Source organism: Candidatus Sysuiplasma jiujiangense (genome assembly GCA_019721075.1).
GTDB classification, from domain to species: domain Archaea; phylum Thermoplasmatota; class Thermoplasmata; order Sysuiplasmatales; family Sysuiplasmataceae; genus Sysuiplasma; species Sysuiplasma jiujiangense.
Genome location: JAHEAD010000010.1, coordinates 1 through 17645 on the forward strand (window position 1 = coordinate 1; position 17645 = coordinate 17645).

The window sequence follows — 17645 nt, forward strand, 5'->3', positions numbered from 1 at the left end:
CACGGCTGACACTGCTCCTGCAAGAATGGAAGGTCGGTCATGTTTCAGAAGCTGATGTATCTGCGGCACTCATTGCCTAACCCTTTATGTCCGCCATAGCTGAATGACGGGCATCTCCTGCGTCTACGCCGTTGCGTAAATGCACGGAGACGAAAAACGGAAACGATCCGACATCCAAATATATGTCCCATCATTCCCCGGACAGTTGTCGTTACATTAAGGTTGCTTTGCGCTTTATGTTCCGGCAGGCAATAAAACAGGTGAGTGACAGAAACACGGTTATTCCTGCGCGTTCAAGTTGAGTAGGCTGAATCCGTTATCATCGCAATATTCCAGCGGTGTAGACCTGAGAAACGGGAAACACATCTTAACAATTGACCTGTTGACATCTTCATACACGCCGTCTTCCTCATCATCCTGTGTATCTCTTCCCATGGTCCGGGCACGGGGCACCGCAGGCTTTTTCCGGCGTTCGATTTACAGAACGGTCTGTCATTCGGGGACACAGCAGTTGCAATATCCCTTTATGGAACGCTGTGCAACGGTTTGGATATAAAACAACATATTTCGGAATAACTGATGATATCAGACCCCTCCCACGTTGTTATTCATTACCGCCTGTCTTGACCGGTTGTCCGCCTCAATCGGAATTCACTTTTTGACGCCAAAATCTGTGCCTGCCTGTATCACATCTATCGGACTGCATTATGTTATTTTCCTTCAGCAATATTGTGTGTCCAGTCTGTGCACTGCATAGCACGGGCGATACCTTTTCCAAGCATTCCGTTTCAAATTCCGCCAACCATCTTTTCAAAATTCCGGCTGAAATTTGAAATAAGCAGGTCGAGGGCTGCCACCATTTCCCTTACATCGCCATCCACTTTCCTCCTTATCTGTTCGGTGTCGACCAGGCCGTAGACGTGATAATAGCCGCCTCCGCGAATTCCTTTCTTTGTCCTGTAGCACATTCCGAGGACCAGAAGTTTTGAGAGGCTCCTGTGCACGGTGCTTCTGTCCCTCGAAAGGGCGGCGGAGAGCTCATCAAGGGACGACTCCTCCTTCGATGCCACTGCGCGCAGTACGGCGATATCACCCTCCCCCAGATCGTAGAGGCAGGAGAGGAGGCTGGAACATTCGCTGCCCGGACCGAGTAGAGATTTTATGCCTTTCATGCTGGCGGACATACAGGTCACAGGCTAATAAAGTATTGCATAATATTGGCAATACCATCAAATATTTATACTTGAAAAATCTCTCGACATCAGGAGCAGAATGAAAACAGAAAGTCAGCCTGACATACAGTTTACAGCAAGAACCGGACTGCCCCTGACAGCGACAGTCGACCGGCTGAGTGAGCGCCTGAAATCAAGCGGTTACGGCGTCCTCTCTACCATCGATGTGGGCAGAACGATAATGGAAAAGACAGGAAAGGACACGGGTGAAATGATCGTGCTGGAGGTGTGCAAACCCGCTCATGCCCTGACGGCGATTCAGGGCGGAGGCCCCGGAATGCTTTTGCTTCCGTGCAGGATTACACTGCGTGCAGAGGGAGATCACACGGTCGTTTCCACAATAAGTCCGCGGTTGATGATAAAGATGGTCGGAGACAGAGGGCTTGAGGAAATGGCGGGAAAGGTAGAGGAAGATCTCAGACAGGTGATGGCAGACATTGAATGAGGGTGTTGAAACAATGGATTTCGACAGCGAGATAGAGGAGATCAGAAAAAGGAAACTGCAGGAGATGATGAACACCAGCAGGGAGAGCACTGCGAAGCCGGCACAGCCGAAAGGCGTTACTGTCCTCACAGACACCACCTTCAGGCCTTTTGTACAGGGTAACAGTGTTTCACTCGTCGATTTCTGGGCACCATGGTGCGGTCCCTGCAGAATGGTATCCCCGGTAGTGGAGCAGCTCGCAGTTGAATATGACGGCAGGGTAGCGTTTGGAAAATTAAATGTTGATGAAAATCCCGGTACTTCCGCTCAGTTCAACATAATGGGGATTCCAACGCTGCTGATTTTCAGGAAGGGCAGAAATGTGGATTCCATCGTCGGAGCGCAGTCGAGAGGAGCTATTGCTGCCAGGCTCAACAGGGCGATCAGCCTTCCCGGCTGAGGTGCCGGCAGGGGAATGACGGCAGTTGCTGTGTAGCTGAAGGCAGTTGAAATGCGCATGACAGAGACACCGCATGACAGGCATCCGCCTCCCCGCCTTTTTGATCTCGGTATACGCAAGCTTATGGAAAGGCAGAGTGCGTTTGACGCATATATTCACAATGGAGACAGTGTGGCCGACATAGGATGCGGACCAGGATACTTCACTATTCGCTTCTCCAGGCTGGTCGGCCCTTCCGGAAAGGTCTATGCAGCCGATACAGGCTTGAAGGCAATTGAAATACTGAAGAAAAAAATCAGTGAAAACAGCATACGGAACATAGAGTGTTACACGGATTCAGCGGCTGATCTCAGGGGAATACCGGATTCGAGCATCGATTTCCTCCTGTCCCACAGGGTAATTTGCTGCATGTCCGACCACAGAAGGGCGATTTCTGAGATAAGGAGGGTCCTGAAAAAAGAGGGTGTGGCGTTTCTCAGCGTAACCTCCTTCGGCAGGAGGGGGGACAGCAGACATGTGGGCGCCGCAGAGTGGGAGGACCTTCTTTCAGGATTCAGGATTGTCAAACACGGGAAAACGCTTACCGGAAGATGGTCACTTGTATCCTTTCCCCGGGAAGTGCAGGAGACGCGTTAAATTCAATTCGGCCCGGAGGAAGCCGGACTGCAGGCAACTTCCTTACTGCCATCCGCGCCAAATGCGCAATTTCTATATATGGATTGCAACTCTGCTCAACAGAATCCAAATGGCGAAGTTCAAAGAGGCGGAAGCGAGACTTCTGAACAAGAAGGTATGTATGAACTGCTCTGCAACCAATTCTATCAGGGCCACCAGGTGCAGGAAATGCGGTTACACAAAGCTGCGCATAAAGGCAAAGGAAATCAGGAAGGTATAATTCACGCCCGTTACCTCTGCGGCACAGGCTGGATTCCCAGCTGCTGAAAGCGTTGCATGTGGATGGTCTGCCGTAGATCCTAGCGAAACGTCTTCTGTCTTATCGCTCTGCTGTCTTCACGTTTGCCTATCAGCCCTATCTGTGCTATGAGCGATTCAAGCTGTATTCTGTCGTTCCCCCCCTGAACGACATGGAACTCTGTTTCACCTATCCTGCTTATTATCTCGAGGAGGGCATCCTCCGGGATGTCCATTTCGAACACTGTCCTGTGCATGGAGGATATAACATCGGGAGCGCTCATGCCCCTGTCGAAGAGAAAGGCGTCCAGAACGCTCCTTGCCTTGAGGAAATGACCATGGAGCGCGTACTCTATCAGCTGCTTCATTTCCTTCGGATCAGGCGTGGATGTTGCCAGATATACAGTATTCTGATCGATATCGCTGCTCAGAAATGCGCTTGCCTGAAGTGTGTTTATTGCTCTCCGGGAATCTCCCCTTGAGTAACGGACGATGTATTCAACGGCAGCCCTGCTGATGCGAATGCCCTCATTGTCTATGATCTTCTGCAGACACTTTTCTATGTCTGCATCGGCAAGAGGGGAAAACTGGAAGACTGCGCATCTGGACTGGATTGGATCTATTATCCTGCCCGGATAGTTTGCTGAGAAAATGAACCTGCAGCTCCTCGAATAAAGTTCCATCGTCCTCCTGAGAGCTGACTGGGCGTCGGGCGTAAGCGCATCGCTCTCATCCAGGAATATAATTTTGAATGAAGCATTGCCCAGAGGGGCAGTTCGCGCAAAATTCTTGATCTTGCTCGGCACATTGTGCTCCGGATCCCCACGGACGATCTTTATACCCCTTTCATCGGAAGCGTTGAGTTCCATGAAATTTTCCTTCCAGGACTCACCGAACAGCTCCCTGGCAAGTACTATGCTGCATGTGGTCTTGCCTGTTCCCGCGGGTCCTGCGAAGAGGAGGTGCGGAAGATTCCTGCTCTCGGCGTATGAACGCAGCCGGGACACAATGGCCCCCTGTCCCACGATGTCGTCAAATCTTTTTGGCCTGTACTTTTCAACCCAGAGTTCCGTTTCGTCCATGAAACCGCAACATCATTGAAGAGCATACTAAAAGCGTTTTGCCCATGATGCCCGGAAAACAAAATATCTTTATTCGCGATGCAGCTGCTTAATGCCGTGAAATGTTCCTTCTGCAACCTGAATGCAATTTATTTTGCACGATACAGCGGCAGGCACTACTGCACACGGCATTTCAGCGAATCTGTAGAAAAAAGGGTGAACAGGGAAGTAAGAAGACAGAATATACTGTCAAGGAATTCGACGGTATGCGTGGCTGTTTCCGGCGGGAAGGACAGCATGACAGCCCTCAAACTGATCAGGAAGGCGGCTGAAAACAGGAATGACATCAGGCTGATTGCGATTACTGTCGACGAGGGAATCACAGGCTACAGGTCAGAAGCTGCAGGGATCGTGGGGGAGTACTGCCGCAGGGAGGGGATTGATTGGAGGTGCAGATCGTTCCGTGAAGAGGCGGGTTTCACAATGGACAGGCTTGCAGCGGCGGAGCGGCAGCGGACCACCTGCGCCTACTGCGGCGTCTTCAGAAGAAATCTGCTCAATTCAATGGCGAGGGAAGCGGGCGCGGAACGGCTGGTCACCGGACTGAATCTCGATGATACAGCACAGTCTGTAATGATGAACATGGCCAGGGGGGATACCGGAAGAATGGCAATGATGGGACCGCATTTGAATAAGGTGGAGGGCCTCGTACCGCGTGCCCAGCCACTCCGCATGATACCTGAAAATGAAGTTCTCCTCTTTGCAATGCAGAACGGCATACCGTTTCTTCGATCGTCATGCCCTTACTCGGAAGAAGCCTCAAGAAACCTTTTCAGGGAAATCGTCCTGAAAATGGAGAGCGAAATGCCGGGAGCAAGATACTCCATTGCCAAATCTGCCGCCTCCTTTTCATCCGCGCGGAAGAAAATGAATGCGTCTAAATGCACGGCATGCGGCGATATCACCTCCGGGAATGTGTGCAGGGCGTGCACACTCAGGGAGGAGCTGAAGCACATACTCAACTGATCGAGCGAAGGAAATGCTCGTACCTGTAAGCAGGGTAGCCTTCACCATAACAGTATTTCAGCCTGCTGTAGCGGCGTTTGAACTTCACCACATCCTTCCTGACCGAAGCAACATCCTCCTTCCTTATCAGCAGTCTCTCGAAGAAAGATGCTATCTCCTCCATTTCATCCTTCTTCATCCCCAGATGCGTCACTTCCTGCGTTCCCAATCTCAGACCGCTCGGATTCACCGAACTGGTGTCGTCCGGAAGAAGATTCTTGTTGACGATTATATTCGCCTTTTCGAGGAGCGTCGCGCATCCGCTGCCTCCCCCGATCTTCGAAACATTTACGGCCAGTGTGTGAGACTCTGTGAAACCGTAATTGGAGGCAAGAACATCGAAACCCCTGTCATAGAGGGACTGCGCAAGCGCCTTCGAGTTGGCGACGATCTGCCTTGCATAGCTCCTGCCGAACCTTATCATTTCATCGAGCGCTATGCAGAGCGCGGCCATCTCATGCAGATGGTGGTTGCTTGTCACGCCGGGAAAAACGCCGCGCATAAGAGCCTTCTCCATCTCCTCGCTTTTGGGATTTGCGAGGACTATGCCGTGATTTGGACCGGGAAACGTCTTGTGGGTGCTCGCCGATATAACATGCGCGCCTTCCCTCAGCGGGTCCTGGAACTGTTTTCCCGCAATCAGTCCGAGAACATGGGCACCGTCATACCAGACAGTGCATCCCACTTCACTGAAAACATCCGAAAGCTCCCTGAGCGGAGCGGGAAACAGGAAAAGCGACATGCCGAAGAGCGCAACCTTCGGTTTCACTTCCCTCAGTACTTTTGCCGTGCCGTCAATATCGAGCGCCATTCTTTCCCTGTCGAACGGATATGTCACCGTCTTCAGTCCCCTGAAGCCCACTGCGCCGAACCTTGCTGTTGAAATGTGTGCCCCGTCAGACAGCGCCGGTGCGGTAATTGTTTCGCCCGGAGCGGTCAGGCCGAAAAGAACAGCCATATTTGCGACTGTGCCCGATATTGGCCTGAGGTCGGCGAAATTGCAGTTGAAGAGCTTCTTTGCGAGCTCGATACCCTTCAGCTCCACCCTGTCCACAAACTCGTTTCCCTGGTAGTACCTGTGACCGGGCCATCCCTCGGCGTATCTTCCGTTGAAGTCCGAGTTGAGCATTTCCCGCTGAAGGGGGCTTATAACATTCTCCGATGCAATGAGCGGAATTGATTCTTCAAAAAATCTGTTGTGCCTCATCACATTGTCCCGAACATAGGCGGAACTTCTCGATATTCCCTTCATATTGGAGGACTAAGCAAGCTGACCATTTAATTATATTGAAGGCCGGGAGCTGAAGGAGGAGGGCAGGCATGATACTGAAAGCGAGGGAATCTGACAGACACCAATAAATATTGATTAGAAGCATCCGAAAAGAAAGTGATAAATTGGGTGGTGACGGACCGGAGACTGAAATCGCAAGGATACCGACCAATATCGAGGGGTTTGACGCCGAGCTTGAGGGCGGCATACCATTCGGCTCGATAGTTCTTATTGCCGGAACACCGGGAACGATGAAGTCGACAGTTGCGTTCAACATGATGTATTCCAATGCAGTGAGTAAAAAAGTGCGCGGCGTCTACCTTACGCTGGAGCAGAACAGAATCAGTCTTGAGAGACAGATGAGGCGATTCGGCATGAGTGTCGAGTCCGGCGGTGACAGAATGCGAGTGCTGGATTTCGGCATAGTGCGGAAGAATCTCAAACAGCTTACAGCAAAGAGGAGCTGGCTCGAAGTTTTCAAGATGTACGTGACAAATCTCAAGGACAGCGTTTCCTTCGACTTTCTCGTCATAGATTCGCTGGACGTGCTGGAAACCGCAGCCAGCCTGCAGAACAGAAGAGACGAGCTGTTCTACTTCTTTGAGTGGATGAGGGGACTCGATTCCACCGTCCTCCTTACAATGGAGTCTCCTGCCGACAGGATAGCCCACATGGGAAAGGACGAAACATATCTTGCCGACGGCATTATTGCGCTTTCGACACAGGATTTGAGCGACGTAGACGTGCAGAGGAGGATAAGATGCATGAAGATGAGGGCGACAAACCACAGCATGGACTCATTTACATTCCTGTTTGAAAACGGCAGATTCATGGCGATAAGAGCCATATCCAAGCCATGACAGAACGAACATCCAGGCCGTTGCAGATGAAACTGGGAAGAATCATTCCGCCGCGGCGCGCAGCCGCTTGCGGATAAAGGATTTTCGGCCGGCTCGTCTGACGCTGTTGGTGGACTCTCTGCGTTTGCACACTTGATATACAAAGGAGGTGATCCATCTGCAGGTTCCCCTACAGATACCTTGTTATGACTTAGCCCCCCTTACCAAGCTCCAGTTCGAGCTCTCCAAAAAGAGAACCCTCACTCGAACCCGACTCGGATGGCTTGACAGGCGGTGTGTGCAAGGAGCAGGGGCATATTCACCGCTTGATGTTGACAAGCGATTACTACGGAATCCAGCTTCGTGAGGGCGAGTTACAGCCCTCAGTCCGAACTACGAACAGGTTTCGGGATTACCTTCCGCTTTCGCGGTCGGAGCCCATTGTCCTGTCCTTTGTAGCGCGCGTGTAGCCCGGGAGATTCGGGCCATACTGACCTACCGTCGACCTTTCCTTCCTCTGACTTAGCGTCAGCGGTCCCCGTTATGTGCCCGGCTTCCTGAGAAACCGGTTGCAATTAAGGGCAAGGGTCTCGTTCGTTATCTCACTTAAGAGAACGCCTTACGGTACGAACTGACGACGGCCATGCAACACCTCTCGGAAAATCAGGCAAGGTCATCAGCCTGGCCTTCATCTAACCGTCGCTCCCGGTGAGTTGTCCGGCGTTGAATCCAATTGAACCGCACGCTACTCCCGTTGCGGTGCTCCCCCGCCAATTCCTTTAAGTTTCAGTCTTGCGACCGTACTCCCCAAGCAGCAGGCTTAACAACTTCTCTCCGGCACTGGAAGTTCCCTTAGAACCTCCAACACCAAGCCCGCAGCGTTTACACCCTGGACTACCGGGGTATCTAATCCCGTTTGCGCCCCAGGGCTTCGTCCCTCACCGTCGGATCTGTTCTAGTCAGACGCCTTCGCCACTGGTGGTCCTTCCAGGATTACAGGATTTTACCCCTACCCCAGAAGTACCTCTGACCTCTCCCAGTCCCAAGTCCTGCAGTCTCCGCGGAATTCGAACAGTTGAGCTGCTCGATTTACCCATGGATTTACAAAACCGGCTACGGACGTTTTAGGCTCAATAATATCAAGCACCACTTGGGCCGCGGGTATTACCGCGGCGGCTGGCACCCGTCTTACCCGGCCCTTACTTCTCTTGCTTTTTAGGCAAAAGAACAGCTAACGCTAATGCATTAGCACTTGGAATTCCCTCATCGTGGTTTCCCACAGTGTGAAGTTTTCGTAACTGCTGCGCCCCGTAGGGCCTGGACTCGTGTTTCAGAGTCCATCTCTGGGCTTCCTCTCCCGAGGCCCATACCCGTCGTAGGCTAGTGGGTTCGTTACACCCACTACTACCTGATAGGCCGCAGACCCATCCTCAGGCGCCGAAGCTTTCGTTCTGGAAGCATTCCAGCATCCCAGAACTATGGAGCATTATTCTCAGTTTCCCGAGGTTATTCTCCACCTGAGGGCAGGTTATCCGCGTGTTACTGAGCCGTGCGCCGAGGGCTTACCCCTCTCGACTCGCATGTCTTAATCGAATTCCAATAGCGGTGCCCGCCGGCAGGATCGACCGGAATCTGGCCGCATAAATGCGGCTGGGCAATCGCCCGATATTATTCATGAATTGGCAAAGAGACACTCACATCAACCAACAACGTCAGAATCGAGAGTTCACGGCCAGCCGGGGTTCTCGATTCCCCACTAATGTGAACGATTACGAACAGATTTGTTTCACAGCAGGCACAATGCCAGCTCACAATCTCGCCGGTAATCAGTTCAGTAACAGATGCTAAGAAGCAATGGGTATTTATTGCTTGCTGTCAGCTGATTTGCTTGTTCCCGACCCGGATGGCACATATTTGATTACTGCGTTACTCTCAGAAGATCCAAAGCGGCGAAACCCCGGAACAGGTTTTTTATTTTGGCGCCAGATTGGGTTTCGGGAGCAAGGTCACCAAATACGCTATGATGCTTATGGGCTTTTGGCACCCTTCTGATCAACGGAGGGATGTGTTGAGGGGGTGCATTCTTATCCCTCTCATTTATGAGTTTTCTCATTGCCTCATGGAAATATGAAGGAATCGAGCAGCGTCTGCATGAAGCACGACGCCTTCCTCACCGTGCTCTTCACTCTCGCCTTTATTCCCGTCTCCTTCGTGCTGCCTGATGTGTGTTTGTGGTGGCCATATCCCCGCAGCCTTGCCATGAATTCCTTACTGCATCTTTTGCAGACAAATTTCTGGTTCTACACACCGCTAAGCTGGGTAAACGTAAATGTGACAATAACGAAAATATTACCGGTCAGAGAAACAGGGCATTCTGTTTCTTCTTTTTCCGCCCTTGAAGCGCCGGAGACACTGGTCATGGCTTCAACAAGGCACTGAGTTTTTGATTTTGTGATTAAACTTGTTGGTGTCTGAGACGAAACTGCACTCAAGGTTCGATTGACGGCCCTTTTTCGATGGGGAATGGTGTCGTCCCGAAGTGGTCATCCGCCAGACTGTTGAGATTCAGCGTACCGGTCTCTATTTCATCTGTGTTACCAGCACGGAGAATTTGCTGCCTAAACACCGAAAACATCTGAATTCAGGAGCAAATCCTTTGATAACAAAGAAATTAAAAGCATACAGTCATACAGGAAAGCGGGATGCGCTCAGATGGTTGAGGCTGCGTTTAGATCGGATGCCGGAAAGGATGACGACAATACAGACCTGGAACAGGAAGGCGTCGTTTTCGGAAAAACAGGCACCTATAAATTCGATTTTGTGGTAACAGGCGAAATTGAACGGAACAATTACATCCAGGTCCGGCACCATGAACACGGATGGCTCCTCGCATACGTGAACGAGGTGCAGATACAGACGGACCTGTCTGATGGGGGTGCAAAGAGAATTGGTGCAGGTGAGGAAATACAGTTTGAGAGATCGGACATAGGGCATGCCTCCGTCATCGGTTTTCCGGACGGCCGCGGAGGAATGTCCCAGCCCGGAACACCGGTTGCGCCCGGGAGCCGGGTTTTCAGGGCTTCTGATGAACTGATATCCAGCACGCTCGGACTGAACAACAGGAAAAACGGTGCCTTCATAGGACACCTCAGAGGGAGAAATATTCCCGTCGTCCTCGACATAAACGTGATGGTTCAGAAGCACATCTCCGTAATGGCCAAGACCGGCGGAGGGAAAAGCTACCTCGCCGGCGTGATAATCGAGGAGATGATTAAGAACGGTGTTACCGTTGTGATACTTGACCCACATGGCGAATACGGAACTCTGAGGGAGAGGAGGAGTGCAGCTGACGCCTCATGTGATTACCCGGGCATCGTAAGGGAATTTGCATTCGACACCGAAATAAACAGCGGCGCCTCAAAGATGCTGCTGACGCTGTCAAACTTCACACCCCAGGAATTACTCTCTCTTACCTCATTCAGGGAGAGCAGACAGCACCTGATGCTTCTGACCGCGGTAATGGAAGAGGCGAAAAGCGGCGGCAGCTGCGATCTGCGCATGATTGCGGAAAAACTCGATAGTGCGGACAGCCAGTATTCAAAGCAGCTCGCGTCGGAGCTTAGATCGATTGACGGCACCGGCATATTTGTCACGGAAGGCACAAAGATAACGGAAATGGTAGTTCAGGGGAAGACGACAGTGCTCAATCTCAAGGGAACCTCTCCGGAACTTCAGTCTCTTTTCGTCAAAAGGATGCTGACCGCACTCTTCGAACTCAGGAAAAGGAAGAAAATCCCGCCACTGCTCGCTGTTTTGGAGGAGGCGCATAACTTCTGCCCGCAGCAGGGGAAAACCGATGCCAGCAGAATAATACGGACAATCGCATCAGAGGGAAGGAAATTCGGACTCGGTCTTATGGTGATAACACAGCGCGCTGCAAAGGTGGACAAGAATGTAATCAGCCAGTGCAACACGCAGTTCATACTCAAGATAACAAATCCGATAGACCTGAAGGTCGTCTACAGCTCAATCGAGGGGCTTACGCAGGAAATTGTCGAGGAGGTTCCCAGGCTACAGACGGGCGTATGCATAGGCATAGGCGGTGGACTTCAGCTTCCGATGATCATCGAAGTGCGCGAGAGGGAAACGGTCCATGGCGGAGACAGCACAAACGTGGTGAACGGATGAAGAATGACAGAATAACGGAAGAGAAGATAGGCAAGTACACCCGGATGACAGCGGCTGCGCTGCAGAAGATAAGCATAGCCATACCGGAACAGGGCTCGCTCAGAAGGAATGCCGATGACTTCCTCAGAATGGCGACGAACTACTTCAACGACTCCAGGCACTTTTATTCGAAGGGCGATCTTGTGAACGCTTTTGCCTGCATCAACTATGCTTACGGCTGGATAGACGCCGGTGCAAGGTTGGGCTTCTTCAACGTAGGTGCCGACAGCGTGATGTTCACGCTTTCCGTCTGACGAACGGATACCGGCTGCGCGGTTATTTGAGACGTGCGACCTTCGCAATCAGGGCTTCCGCGAGCTCCCTCTTTGTCCCTGTGACTGTCTGCACACCGTCCGCGTCGATTATATGCGCCCTCGTGTTTTCAGCAGAGACATCATCAAGGCTGTTCGCCACAATGATGTCGAACTTTCCTTTCCTCATCCTCTTCCTTGCGCTTTCAATTACATGCGCGTCGTCGCCTATTTCTGCCTTGAACGCAACGAGCGCCCTGCATCTGTCTCTCACCTCGTCCACGAACTTGGGAGCCCTCTTCAGCCTCAGTGACAGTTCACTCCCCGAAGATATTTTGCCGCTCCTCTTCTCAGGCACAAAATCCGGAAGTGAAGCCGGAACAATGACTATGTCAAATTTTCTGCCGGATATATTCGCGCTCAGATCGGAGAGCCTCCGGAATGGCCTTGAACCGACAAATGAGGGTATCTCGGCATCCATCCTGCCGTACCAGAGCATAACGTTTGCCTTCTGCTCATATGCACAGGTTGCGATTTCGACAGCAGTCCTGCCGCTGCTCCTGCTTGTAATAAAGCGGACATCGTCGAATGACTCCTCGCCCGCTCCGCCGACGACAAGCACGTTTCTCCTCTTCAGAAGGCCGGCAGAAAAACACCGTGATGCCTCGGCGAGTATCGTGCTCGCATCAAGCAGTTTGGCCTCGTTTTCCGCCACGACTGCGGGAAGCACGTTTATCCCCTGCCTTCTCAGCCTTTCCATATTCACCTTCACAAAGGGGTTGTCCATCATCGATGCACCCATCGAAGGTGCCACAATCATCGGCACTCCGCAGCCCAGAGCATTCAGGCAGAGCGCGCTCACTGCATCGTCCGCAAGGCCATGCGAAATCTTGCCGATAATATCGGCAGTTGCAGGTGCAACGATAACAGCGACACGTTCCCCGGAAACAGCCGAAATGTGCTCGACCGCACCGGTAAGCGATGTGACGGGTTCGTTGCCGCTTGCGAAATGGAGCGCATCCGGACAGATTATTCTGCATGCGGCCTCCGTCATGAAAGGTACAACCCTCGCTCCGTGCCTGATCAGCTCGCGGGCAAGTTTCACTGTCTCTGTGGCAGCAATGCTTCCGGTAACGCACAGCAGTATGGTGTTTCCACCGAGTCTCCGGTCCTTGCTGCCAAAAATCCTTTCAGAAGGGTGCATCACTTCACTTCCAGGCTTCTCTTTATGAACACAAGTGCATCTTTCTGCACATCTTCAATCTGTCTGTCGGAATTTATCCTTATCTTCCTTCCACAGAATCGTTCATATTCCCTGCTGTAAATGCGTGAAACCTCACCCAGGAAATCTTCCGATTCAAAGTCAGACCGTCCTGACTTTCTTGCAATTACCCGGCGCATGGCGGCGGACGGCGTGCTTTCCAGATATACGAGTATATCGGGTATACCCAGAAACGGTTCGTTTATCGAACGCAGCCATTCATTCATGTCGATACCGCGCATCGAGAACTGCGCGCCCTGATAGGCAAGTGTTGACATGAAATACCTGTCGCAGAGCACGGTTCTCCCTTCGGCTGCCCATTTTTCCATCAGGAGCGTGTGGCCTGCCCTGTCACAGGTGAACAGAAGGGCACTGCATCTGATGGCATCAATGCGCGACTTCGAGAAGAACGATTCGAAACCTCTTGCCGTCTCCAGTACCTTTCTGTCATACGGCTCGGAGGTGAGCTTTACACTCATTTCCTTCCTCAGCTTTGAGTACACGTAACGCGAAACGGATGTTTTACCGCTTCCGTCAATGCCCTCAAAAACAACAATGGCTGATTTTTTTCTCGCCATCTTACCCCCATACTGCCAGGTATATTGAATAAACACGTACCGTGAGAACTGTGAATCCTCCGGACCTGCTATGCGCCGCCAATCCTCCCGAAATCCTTCCAGGTGAAAACCATTTCCCTGGCTGCCTTCACCTCATTTATCCTCTTTCTGGGTGTCGAATGAGGAGAGTTTTTGAGGAGTTCTGCCGGCTCCCCGGCGATCCTGTTGAACGCATCGGCAACGAAATCCACGGACTGCTTTGACAGGTTTTCTGTAGGCTCTATCATCAGCGCTTCGCCTACAATGAGAGGAAAGTATATCGTGGGGGGATGGACTCCATAATCTATCAGTCTCTTGGATATGTCCAGTGCGGTTATGCCCTTTTCCGACTTCAGTCTGCCTGCACTCGCCACAAACTCGTGCTTCTTCAGCCTCTTATACGGAATTTCGAACGAGGAGGACAGTCTGGCCATCAGATAATTTGAATTGAGAACCGCCTGTTCGCTGTTGCGCCTTAGGCCGTCCTTTCCATTGAGCAGGATGTAGACATATGCCCTGAGGAGTATGCCGAAATTGCCGTAGAAGGAATGAAGCTTTCCTATACTGTCCGGCCTGCTGTAGTCAAAACTGTAGCGGCTGCCCTTCTTCACAATCCTCGGCACGGGAAGAAATCTTGAAAGATGTTTCTTCACCCCGACGGGGCCTGCCCCCGGTCCGCCGCCTCCATGCGGTGTCGCAAATGTCTTGTGCAGGTTGAAATGGACTATGTCGAAGCCCATGAGGCCCGGACTGGTTTTGCCCACAATTGCGTTCATGTTTGCGCCGTCATAATAGAGCAGACCTCCCCTGCCGTGCACGATGTCCGCAATCTCCTCGACCTTCTCCTCGAAAAGGCCGAGCGTATTGGGATTGGTGAGCATGAGAGCGGCAACATCATCTGTCATCGCTTCCCTCAGTATCTTGGTGTCGACCATGCCTCTGTCTGACGGAAGCTCGACAACCTCGTATCCTGCCATGGCAGCGCTCGCCGGATTGGTCCCATGCGCCGAATCCGGTACAAGAACGCGTTTCCTGGTTTCGCCCAGACTCCTGAAATGTGCTCGCGTAATCAGCATGCCGGCAAATTCACCCTGGGCACCTCCTGCCGGCTGGAGGCTCACCTCATCCATGCCGGAGATTTCTGCGAGGTATCTTTCGAGCTCGTACATCAGGCGGAGGGCCCCCTGCGCCGTTTCCGCCGGCTGAAGCGGATGCAGTCTGGTCACCTTGTTATCGGAAGCAATGTTCTCGGAAATCTTCGGGTTGTATTTCATCGTACAGGAACCGAGTAGGTGCGGGCCGTTGTCAACGGAATAATTCATCTGAGAGAGGTTAACATAATGCCTCATGAGATCGCGTTCAGATATGCCGGGAAGATTCAGCTCCCGCCTGTTGAGTCTTCCCTTGTCGATTCTCTCTGACGCGGGAACTTTCCTGTCGAAACCGAAGACCGGAGGCGAGTGTATTTCGTTCAGCAGCGGCTCGTCCCACTCAGCCTGAGCGAAAGTCATACGAATTCCCCCGCGATCCTTGCCGCCCTGATGATCTCTTCCTCGGTTGTGCTTTCGCTTACCGCCCATAGCACGGAACTTTCCATGCCGTCGACAATGCCGTCCAGCTGAAGTCCTCCGATTATTCCATGTTTCAGGAGCTCCTCAATCATTCGTCCGGTATCCGAATGGGATGATGACACGAATTCGTTGAAGCCGGGTCCTTTGAATGGTATCTCCGAACCGTGCTCCGCAAAAAGTTCCATCGCCCTGCGTCTGTTTCTTTCAGTTCTGCTTGCCACGTCTGCGAGGCCTTCCGGTCCCATCGCAGCGACATACACGGACGCGGCAACCGCGAGCAGCGTCTGATTCGTGCAGACGTTCGAGGTTGCCTTGGAGCGCCGTATATGCTGCTCCCTTGCCTGAAGCGTCAGGCAGAAGGATCTTTTACCTTCCGAATCAACGGTTGCGCCCACAATTCTTCCAGGCATTTTCCTGACATGCTCCCTGCGGCAGCCGAATATACCTAGAAAAGGTCCGCCGAAATTCATGTTGAGTCCGAGCGACTGCCCTTCGCCCACGACAATGTCCGCACCGTATTCTCCCGGCGGAATTACGGTGGCGAGCGAGAGAGGATTTACACCCGCCACGAGCATCGCGTTTCCGATCATGCCCTTGAGCTCCGTTATGTCTTCCTGATAGAGGCCGAGAAAATTGGGCATTTCGATATAGACGCCTGCAGCTCCCTGCTTCGCAATGGCCGATATCTCGCGCAGTTCTGCCTGACCGTTGTTCCTGTTGAATGGATATTCCCTGACTTCGAGCCCCATTCCGGCTACGTAATTTCGCAGGACGGATTTCTTCCATGGGGCCATGGCGGCGGGGATCAGGAAGAAACTGCCGTCGCTTATCCTGCCGCACATGCAGGCCGCCTCGCCGAGCGCACTTGCACCGTCATAAAGGGATGCATTGATCACGTCCATTCCGGTCAGCTCGGCCAGCAGGCTCTGATACTCGAAAATAAGCTGAAGAAGCCCCTGGCTCAGCTCAGACTGGTAAGGTGTATAGGATGTGTAGAGCTCAGATCTTCCCACGACTTGCTGGACTATGGCGGGTATGAATGTGTTGTACACGCCTCCGCCGAGAAAACAGGCATATTCGGAACAGTCCGTGTTGGCATTGAGCACATTGTGCAGATGTCGTAGAACCTCGATTTCACTCATACCGTCAGGGAGATTAAGTCCGTCCGATCTGAATTTGACCGGTATGTCAGCAAAAAGTTCATCTACCGAGCCCAGACCCAGAAAACTGAGCATTTCCTGATTTTCCTTGGGATCCATCGGTGACGGTCTAAAGTCGACTATGACTTAATCTTTCCTGAGCGCATTATCGGCCATCTGCGTCAATTATGACGGCTGCCTCTCTTTCTATGAGTATCTTCGCATAACGTTCCGGCAGATTTGCAACGTCTCCACGAGAAGCCCTGATGCTGCCGAATTCCGTTGTGAATTCCGGTATATCGGAAACAAACCTTATAAGGAGCATTTTGTTCCCGCCCAGCGTATCCTCTGATGATGCAGTACGCGGATGCTCCTCACTGACATGCACTGAATCGCCGTCTGTTCGCTGCACCTCTTTTCCTGCCTGCCCGGCCGCCGCTTCTTCAGCGGCGCGGGCAGGATGGACAGTTTCATCCGGACTTCTCATCGCAGTGTCCTCATGCGCCCTGACCAGTTTTCTGGCCGAGGTGAAAAATTCCCTCTCCTCGTCTGCCAGCCCCCGGATCTCGTAATCCTCCTGCTTCCTCTGACTCACTGCAAGGAGCAGCAGCTTGCGCGTCCTGAATTCCCATATGTGGCGAAGGAGCTTCACCGTTTCTCTAATCTGGGCAGATGCGGTGACGGCGTACTCTGTGCCTGGTGCAGATTTGCTCTCAGTCCTCAGTTCCTCGATGTAAGCCCTCGCCTTTGCGTAGAAATCAGGCGGTATTTCTGCAAGGGGCTCCTTCCGTTCGTTTCTGTAGATCTTTGTGATTTCGCTGTAATTGACCCGGTATTCGTCGGAGACCATCGTTAAATGATACGAGCGACATTATAAGAAACCTTTTTTTATTCATGCTGTGATAGGACTTCAAAACGGCCGCTTCCATGAACTCTTCCGTTAAAATGCTCGAAAAGATGGAAAAGCTGATTGACGAGCTATCGGAACTCAATACACAGTTTCCAATAGTAGTTGAAGGCATCAACGACAGGAAGGCTATGAGAAAACTCGGCATAGGAGGGGAAATTTTTGTTCTCAACGGCCGGCATACGCTGTTCGAAATGTGCGAAGAAATGAGCAGAAGCTACAGAAAAGTCATAATAATGACCGACTGGGACAGGAAAGGGGGGCAGCTGTGCCGGGCGCTTTCAAACGGCTTCATTTCCAACGGTGTAAAAACGGTAGAGCATCTAAGGGCGCAGATCGCTTCCCTGAGCGTAGGGGAGTCCAAGGATGTTGAGGGCCTGCCGTCGTTTTACGAACGGCTGCGCAAACGAGCGCTCAGGTAACTCGTGTC

The 17645-nt window shown here is 52.1% G+C and carries 19 protein-coding genes and 1 rRNA gene; 10 read left to right on the forward strand and 10 right to left on the reverse strand.

Features of this window, described 5'->3' with window-relative positions; translation table 11 throughout:
• Positions 1-788: 788 nt before the first annotated feature.
• Positions 789-1172 (reverse strand): helix-turn-helix domain-containing protein, encoded by a 384-nt coding sequence (locus KIS29_06735; GenBank protein ID MBX8640016.1) that lies wholly within the window; start codon positions 1170-1172, stop codon positions 789-791.
• A 100-nt stretch (positions 1173-1272) separates the two neighbouring features.
• Between KIS29_06735 and KIS29_06740 the strand changes: the two genes are divergently transcribed.
• The 4 genes from KIS29_06740 to KIS29_06755 all read left to right on the forward strand — a co-directional run bounded on the left by KIS29_06740 (position 1273) and on the right by KIS29_06755 (position 3011).
• The gene (locus tag KIS29_06740; GenBank protein ID MBX8640017.1) at positions 1273-1677 is read left to right on the forward strand and encodes a DUF302 domain-containing protein; all 405 of its coding nucleotides are present in this window, start codon (positions 1273-1275) and stop codon (positions 1675-1677) included.
• 13 nt (positions 1678-1690) lie between these two features.
• A complete protein-coding gene (gene trxA, locus KIS29_06745) occupies positions 1691-2116 on the forward strand; it encodes a thioredoxin (protein MBX8640018.1) in 426 nt (141 codons plus the stop codon).
• 51 nt (positions 2117-2167) lie between these two features.
• The gene (locus KIS29_06750; GenBank protein ID MBX8640019.1) at positions 2168-2752 is read left to right on the forward strand and encodes a methyltransferase domain-containing protein; all 585 of its coding nucleotides are present in this window, start codon (positions 2168-2170) and stop codon (positions 2750-2752) included.
• 109 nt (positions 2753-2861) lie between these two features.
• Positions 2862-3011, forward strand: coding sequence for a 50S ribosomal protein L40e (locus KIS29_06755; protein ID MBX8640020.1), 150 nt, complete (start codon positions 2862-2864; stop codon positions 3009-3011).
• A 79-nt stretch (positions 3012-3090) separates the two neighbouring features.
• On the opposite strand, the gene KIS29_06760 is transcribed toward KIS29_06755, so the two are convergent.
• Complete coding sequence (locus KIS29_06760; protein ID MBX8640021.1) at positions 3091-4110, reverse strand: replication factor C small subunit; 1020 nt, start codon at positions 4108-4110, stop codon at positions 3091-3093.
• A 96-nt stretch (positions 4111-4206) separates the two neighbouring features.
• Between KIS29_06760 and KIS29_06765 the strand changes: the two genes are divergently transcribed.
• The gene (locus KIS29_06765) at positions 4207-5115 is read left to right on the forward strand and encodes a TIGR00269 family protein (protein ID MBX8640022.1); all 909 of its coding nucleotides are present in this window, start codon (positions 4207-4209) and stop codon (positions 5113-5115) included.
• Here the strand turns inward: KIS29_06765 and KIS29_06770 are convergent.
• Positions 5108-6406, reverse strand: a complete 1299-nt coding sequence (locus KIS29_06770) for a serine hydroxymethyltransferase (protein MBX8640023.1) — start codon at positions 6404-6406, stop codon at positions 5108-5110. The genes KIS29_06765 and KIS29_06770 overlap by 8 nt on opposite strands.
• 143 nt (positions 6407-6549) lie before the next feature.
• Between KIS29_06770 and KIS29_06775 the strand changes: the two genes are divergently transcribed.
• Positions 6550-7284: an RAD55 family ATPase gene (locus KIS29_06775; protein MBX8640024.1), complete on the forward strand. Its 735-nt coding sequence runs from the start codon at positions 6550-6552 to the stop codon at positions 7282-7284.
• 143 nt (positions 7285-7427) lie between these two features.
• Here the strand turns inward: KIS29_06775 and KIS29_06780 are convergent.
• A 16S ribosomal RNA gene (locus tag KIS29_06780) occupies positions 7428-8895 on the reverse strand.
• A gap of 485 nt (positions 8896-9380) precedes the next feature.
• The gene (locus KIS29_06785; protein ID MBX8640025.1) at positions 9381-9524 is read right to left on the reverse strand and encodes a hypothetical protein; all 144 of its coding nucleotides are present in this window, start codon (positions 9522-9524) and stop codon (positions 9381-9383) included.
• On the opposite strand from KIS29_06785, the gene KIS29_06790 reads away from it, so the two are divergent.
• The 3 genes from KIS29_06790 (at position 9523) to KIS29_06800 (ending at position 11744) form a co-directional block, all read left to right on the forward strand.
• The gene (locus tag KIS29_06790) at positions 9523-9702 is read left to right on the forward strand and encodes a hypothetical protein (protein ID MBX8640026.1); all 180 of its coding nucleotides are present in this window, start codon (positions 9523-9525) and stop codon (positions 9700-9702) included. The genes KIS29_06785 and KIS29_06790 overlap by 2 nt on opposite strands.
• 273 nt (positions 9703-9975) lie before the next feature.
• A complete protein-coding gene (locus KIS29_06795; GenBank protein ID MBX8640027.1) occupies positions 9976-11451 on the forward strand; it encodes an ATP-binding protein in 1476 nt (491 codons plus the stop codon).
• Positions 11448-11744 (forward strand): DUF357 domain-containing protein, encoded by a 297-nt coding sequence (locus tag KIS29_06800; protein MBX8640028.1) that lies wholly within the window; start codon positions 11448-11450, stop codon positions 11742-11744. The genes KIS29_06795 and KIS29_06800 overlap by 4 nt, the downstream gene beginning before the upstream one ends.
• Positions 11745-11766: 22 nt before the next feature.
• On the opposite strand, the gene coaBC is transcribed toward KIS29_06800, so the two are convergent.
• From coaBC to KIS29_06825, 5 genes are all read right to left on the reverse strand, one after another.
• Complete coding sequence (coaBC, locus tag KIS29_06805; GenBank protein MBX8640029.1) at positions 11767-12945, reverse strand: bifunctional phosphopantothenoylcysteine decarboxylase/phosphopantothenate--cysteine ligase CoaBC; 1179 nt, start codon at positions 12943-12945, stop codon at positions 11767-11769.
• Entirely contained in the window at positions 12945-13580 is a 636-nt protein-coding gene (tmk, locus tag KIS29_06810) for a dTMP kinase (GenBank protein ID MBX8640030.1), read from the reverse strand. Before tmk ends, coaBC begins: the two co-directional genes overlap by 1 nt.
• Before the next feature lie 68 nt (positions 13581-13648).
• Positions 13649-15109, reverse strand: a complete 1461-nt coding sequence (gene gcvPB, locus KIS29_06815; GenBank protein ID MBX8640031.1) for an aminomethyl-transferring glycine dehydrogenase subunit GcvPB — start codon at positions 15107-15109, stop codon at positions 13649-13651.
• Positions 15106-16428 (reverse strand): aminomethyl-transferring glycine dehydrogenase subunit GcvPA, encoded by a 1323-nt coding sequence (gene gcvPA / locus KIS29_06820; protein MBX8640032.1) that lies wholly within the window; start codon positions 16426-16428, stop codon positions 15106-15108. Before gcvPA ends, gcvPB begins: the two co-directional genes overlap by 4 nt.
• 46 nt (positions 16429-16474) lie before the next feature.
• Positions 16475-17158: a DNA replication complex GINS family protein gene (locus tag KIS29_06825; GenBank protein ID MBX8640033.1), complete on the reverse strand. Its 684-nt coding sequence runs from the start codon at positions 17156-17158 to the stop codon at positions 16475-16477.
• A gap of 77 nt (positions 17159-17235) precedes the next feature.
• Between KIS29_06825 and KIS29_06830 the strand changes: the two genes are divergently transcribed.
• Entirely contained in the window at positions 17236-17637 is a 402-nt protein-coding gene (locus KIS29_06830) for a DNA primase (GenBank protein ID MBX8640034.1), read from the forward strand.
• Positions 17638-17645 lie beyond the last annotated feature (8 nt).

What these genes read in the sequence shown, in the direction of transcription:
- tmk (MBX8640030.1), bottom strand. Translation starts at nt 13,580, where the DNA reads ATGGCGAGAAAAAAATCAGCCATTGTTGTTTTTGAGGGCATTGACGGA.
- KIS29_06740 (MBX8640017.1), top strand. Translation starts at nt 1,273, where the DNA reads ATGAAAACAGAAAGTCAGCCTGACATACAGTTTACAGCAAGAACCGGA.
- KIS29_06750 (MBX8640019.1), top strand. Translation starts at nt 2,168, where the DNA reads ATGCGCATGACAGAGACACCGCATGACAGGCATCCGCCTCCCCGCCTT.
- KIS29_06785 (MBX8640025.1), bottom strand. Translation starts at nt 9,524, where the DNA reads ATGGCAAGGCTGCGGGGATATGGCCACCACAAACACACATCAGGCAGC.
- KIS29_06800 (MBX8640028.1), top strand. Translation starts at nt 11,448, where the DNA reads ATGAAGAATGACAGAATAACGGAAGAGAAGATAGGCAAGTACACCCGG.
- KIS29_06760 (MBX8640021.1), bottom strand. Translation starts at nt 4,110, where the DNA reads ATGGACGAAACGGAACTCTGGGTTGAAAAGTACAGGCCAAAAAGATTT.
- KIS29_06825 (MBX8640033.1), bottom strand. Translation starts at nt 17,158, where the DNA reads ATGGTCTCCGACGAATACCGGGTCAATTACAGCGAAATCACAAAGATC.
- gcvPB (MBX8640031.1), bottom strand. Translation starts at nt 15,109, where the DNA reads ATGACTTTCGCTCAGGCTGAGTGGGACGAGCCGCTGCTGAACGAAATA.
- gcvPA (MBX8640032.1), bottom strand. Translation starts at nt 16,428, where the DNA reads ATGGATCCCAAGGAAAATCAGGAAATGCTCAGTTTTCTGGGTCTGGGC.
- KIS29_06830 (MBX8640034.1), top strand. Translation starts at nt 17,236, where the DNA reads ATGAACTCTTCCGTTAAAATGCTCGAAAAGATGGAAAAGCTGATTGAC.
- KIS29_06790 (MBX8640026.1), top strand. Translation starts at nt 9,523, where the DNA reads ATGAATTCCTTACTGCATCTTTTGCAGACAAATTTCTGGTTCTACACA.
- KIS29_06795 (MBX8640027.1), top strand. Translation starts at nt 9,976, where the DNA reads ATGGTTGAGGCTGCGTTTAGATCGGATGCCGGAAAGGATGACGACAAT.
- coaBC (MBX8640029.1), bottom strand. Translation starts at nt 12,945, where the DNA reads ATGCACCCTTCTGAAAGGATTTTTGGCAGCAAGGACCGGAGACTCGGT.
- KIS29_06770 (MBX8640023.1), bottom strand. Translation starts at nt 6,406, where the DNA reads ATGAAGGGAATATCGAGAAGTTCCGCCTATGTTCGGGACAATGTGATG.
- trxA (MBX8640018.1), top strand. Translation starts at nt 1,691, where the DNA reads ATGGATTTCGACAGCGAGATAGAGGAGATCAGAAAAAGGAAACTGCAG.
- KIS29_06735 (MBX8640016.1), bottom strand. Translation starts at nt 1,172, where the DNA reads ATGAAAGGCATAAAATCTCTACTCGGTCCGGGCAGCGAATGTTCCAGC.
- KIS29_06755 (MBX8640020.1), top strand. Translation starts at nt 2,862, where the DNA reads ATGGCGAAGTTCAAAGAGGCGGAAGCGAGACTTCTGAACAAGAAGGTA.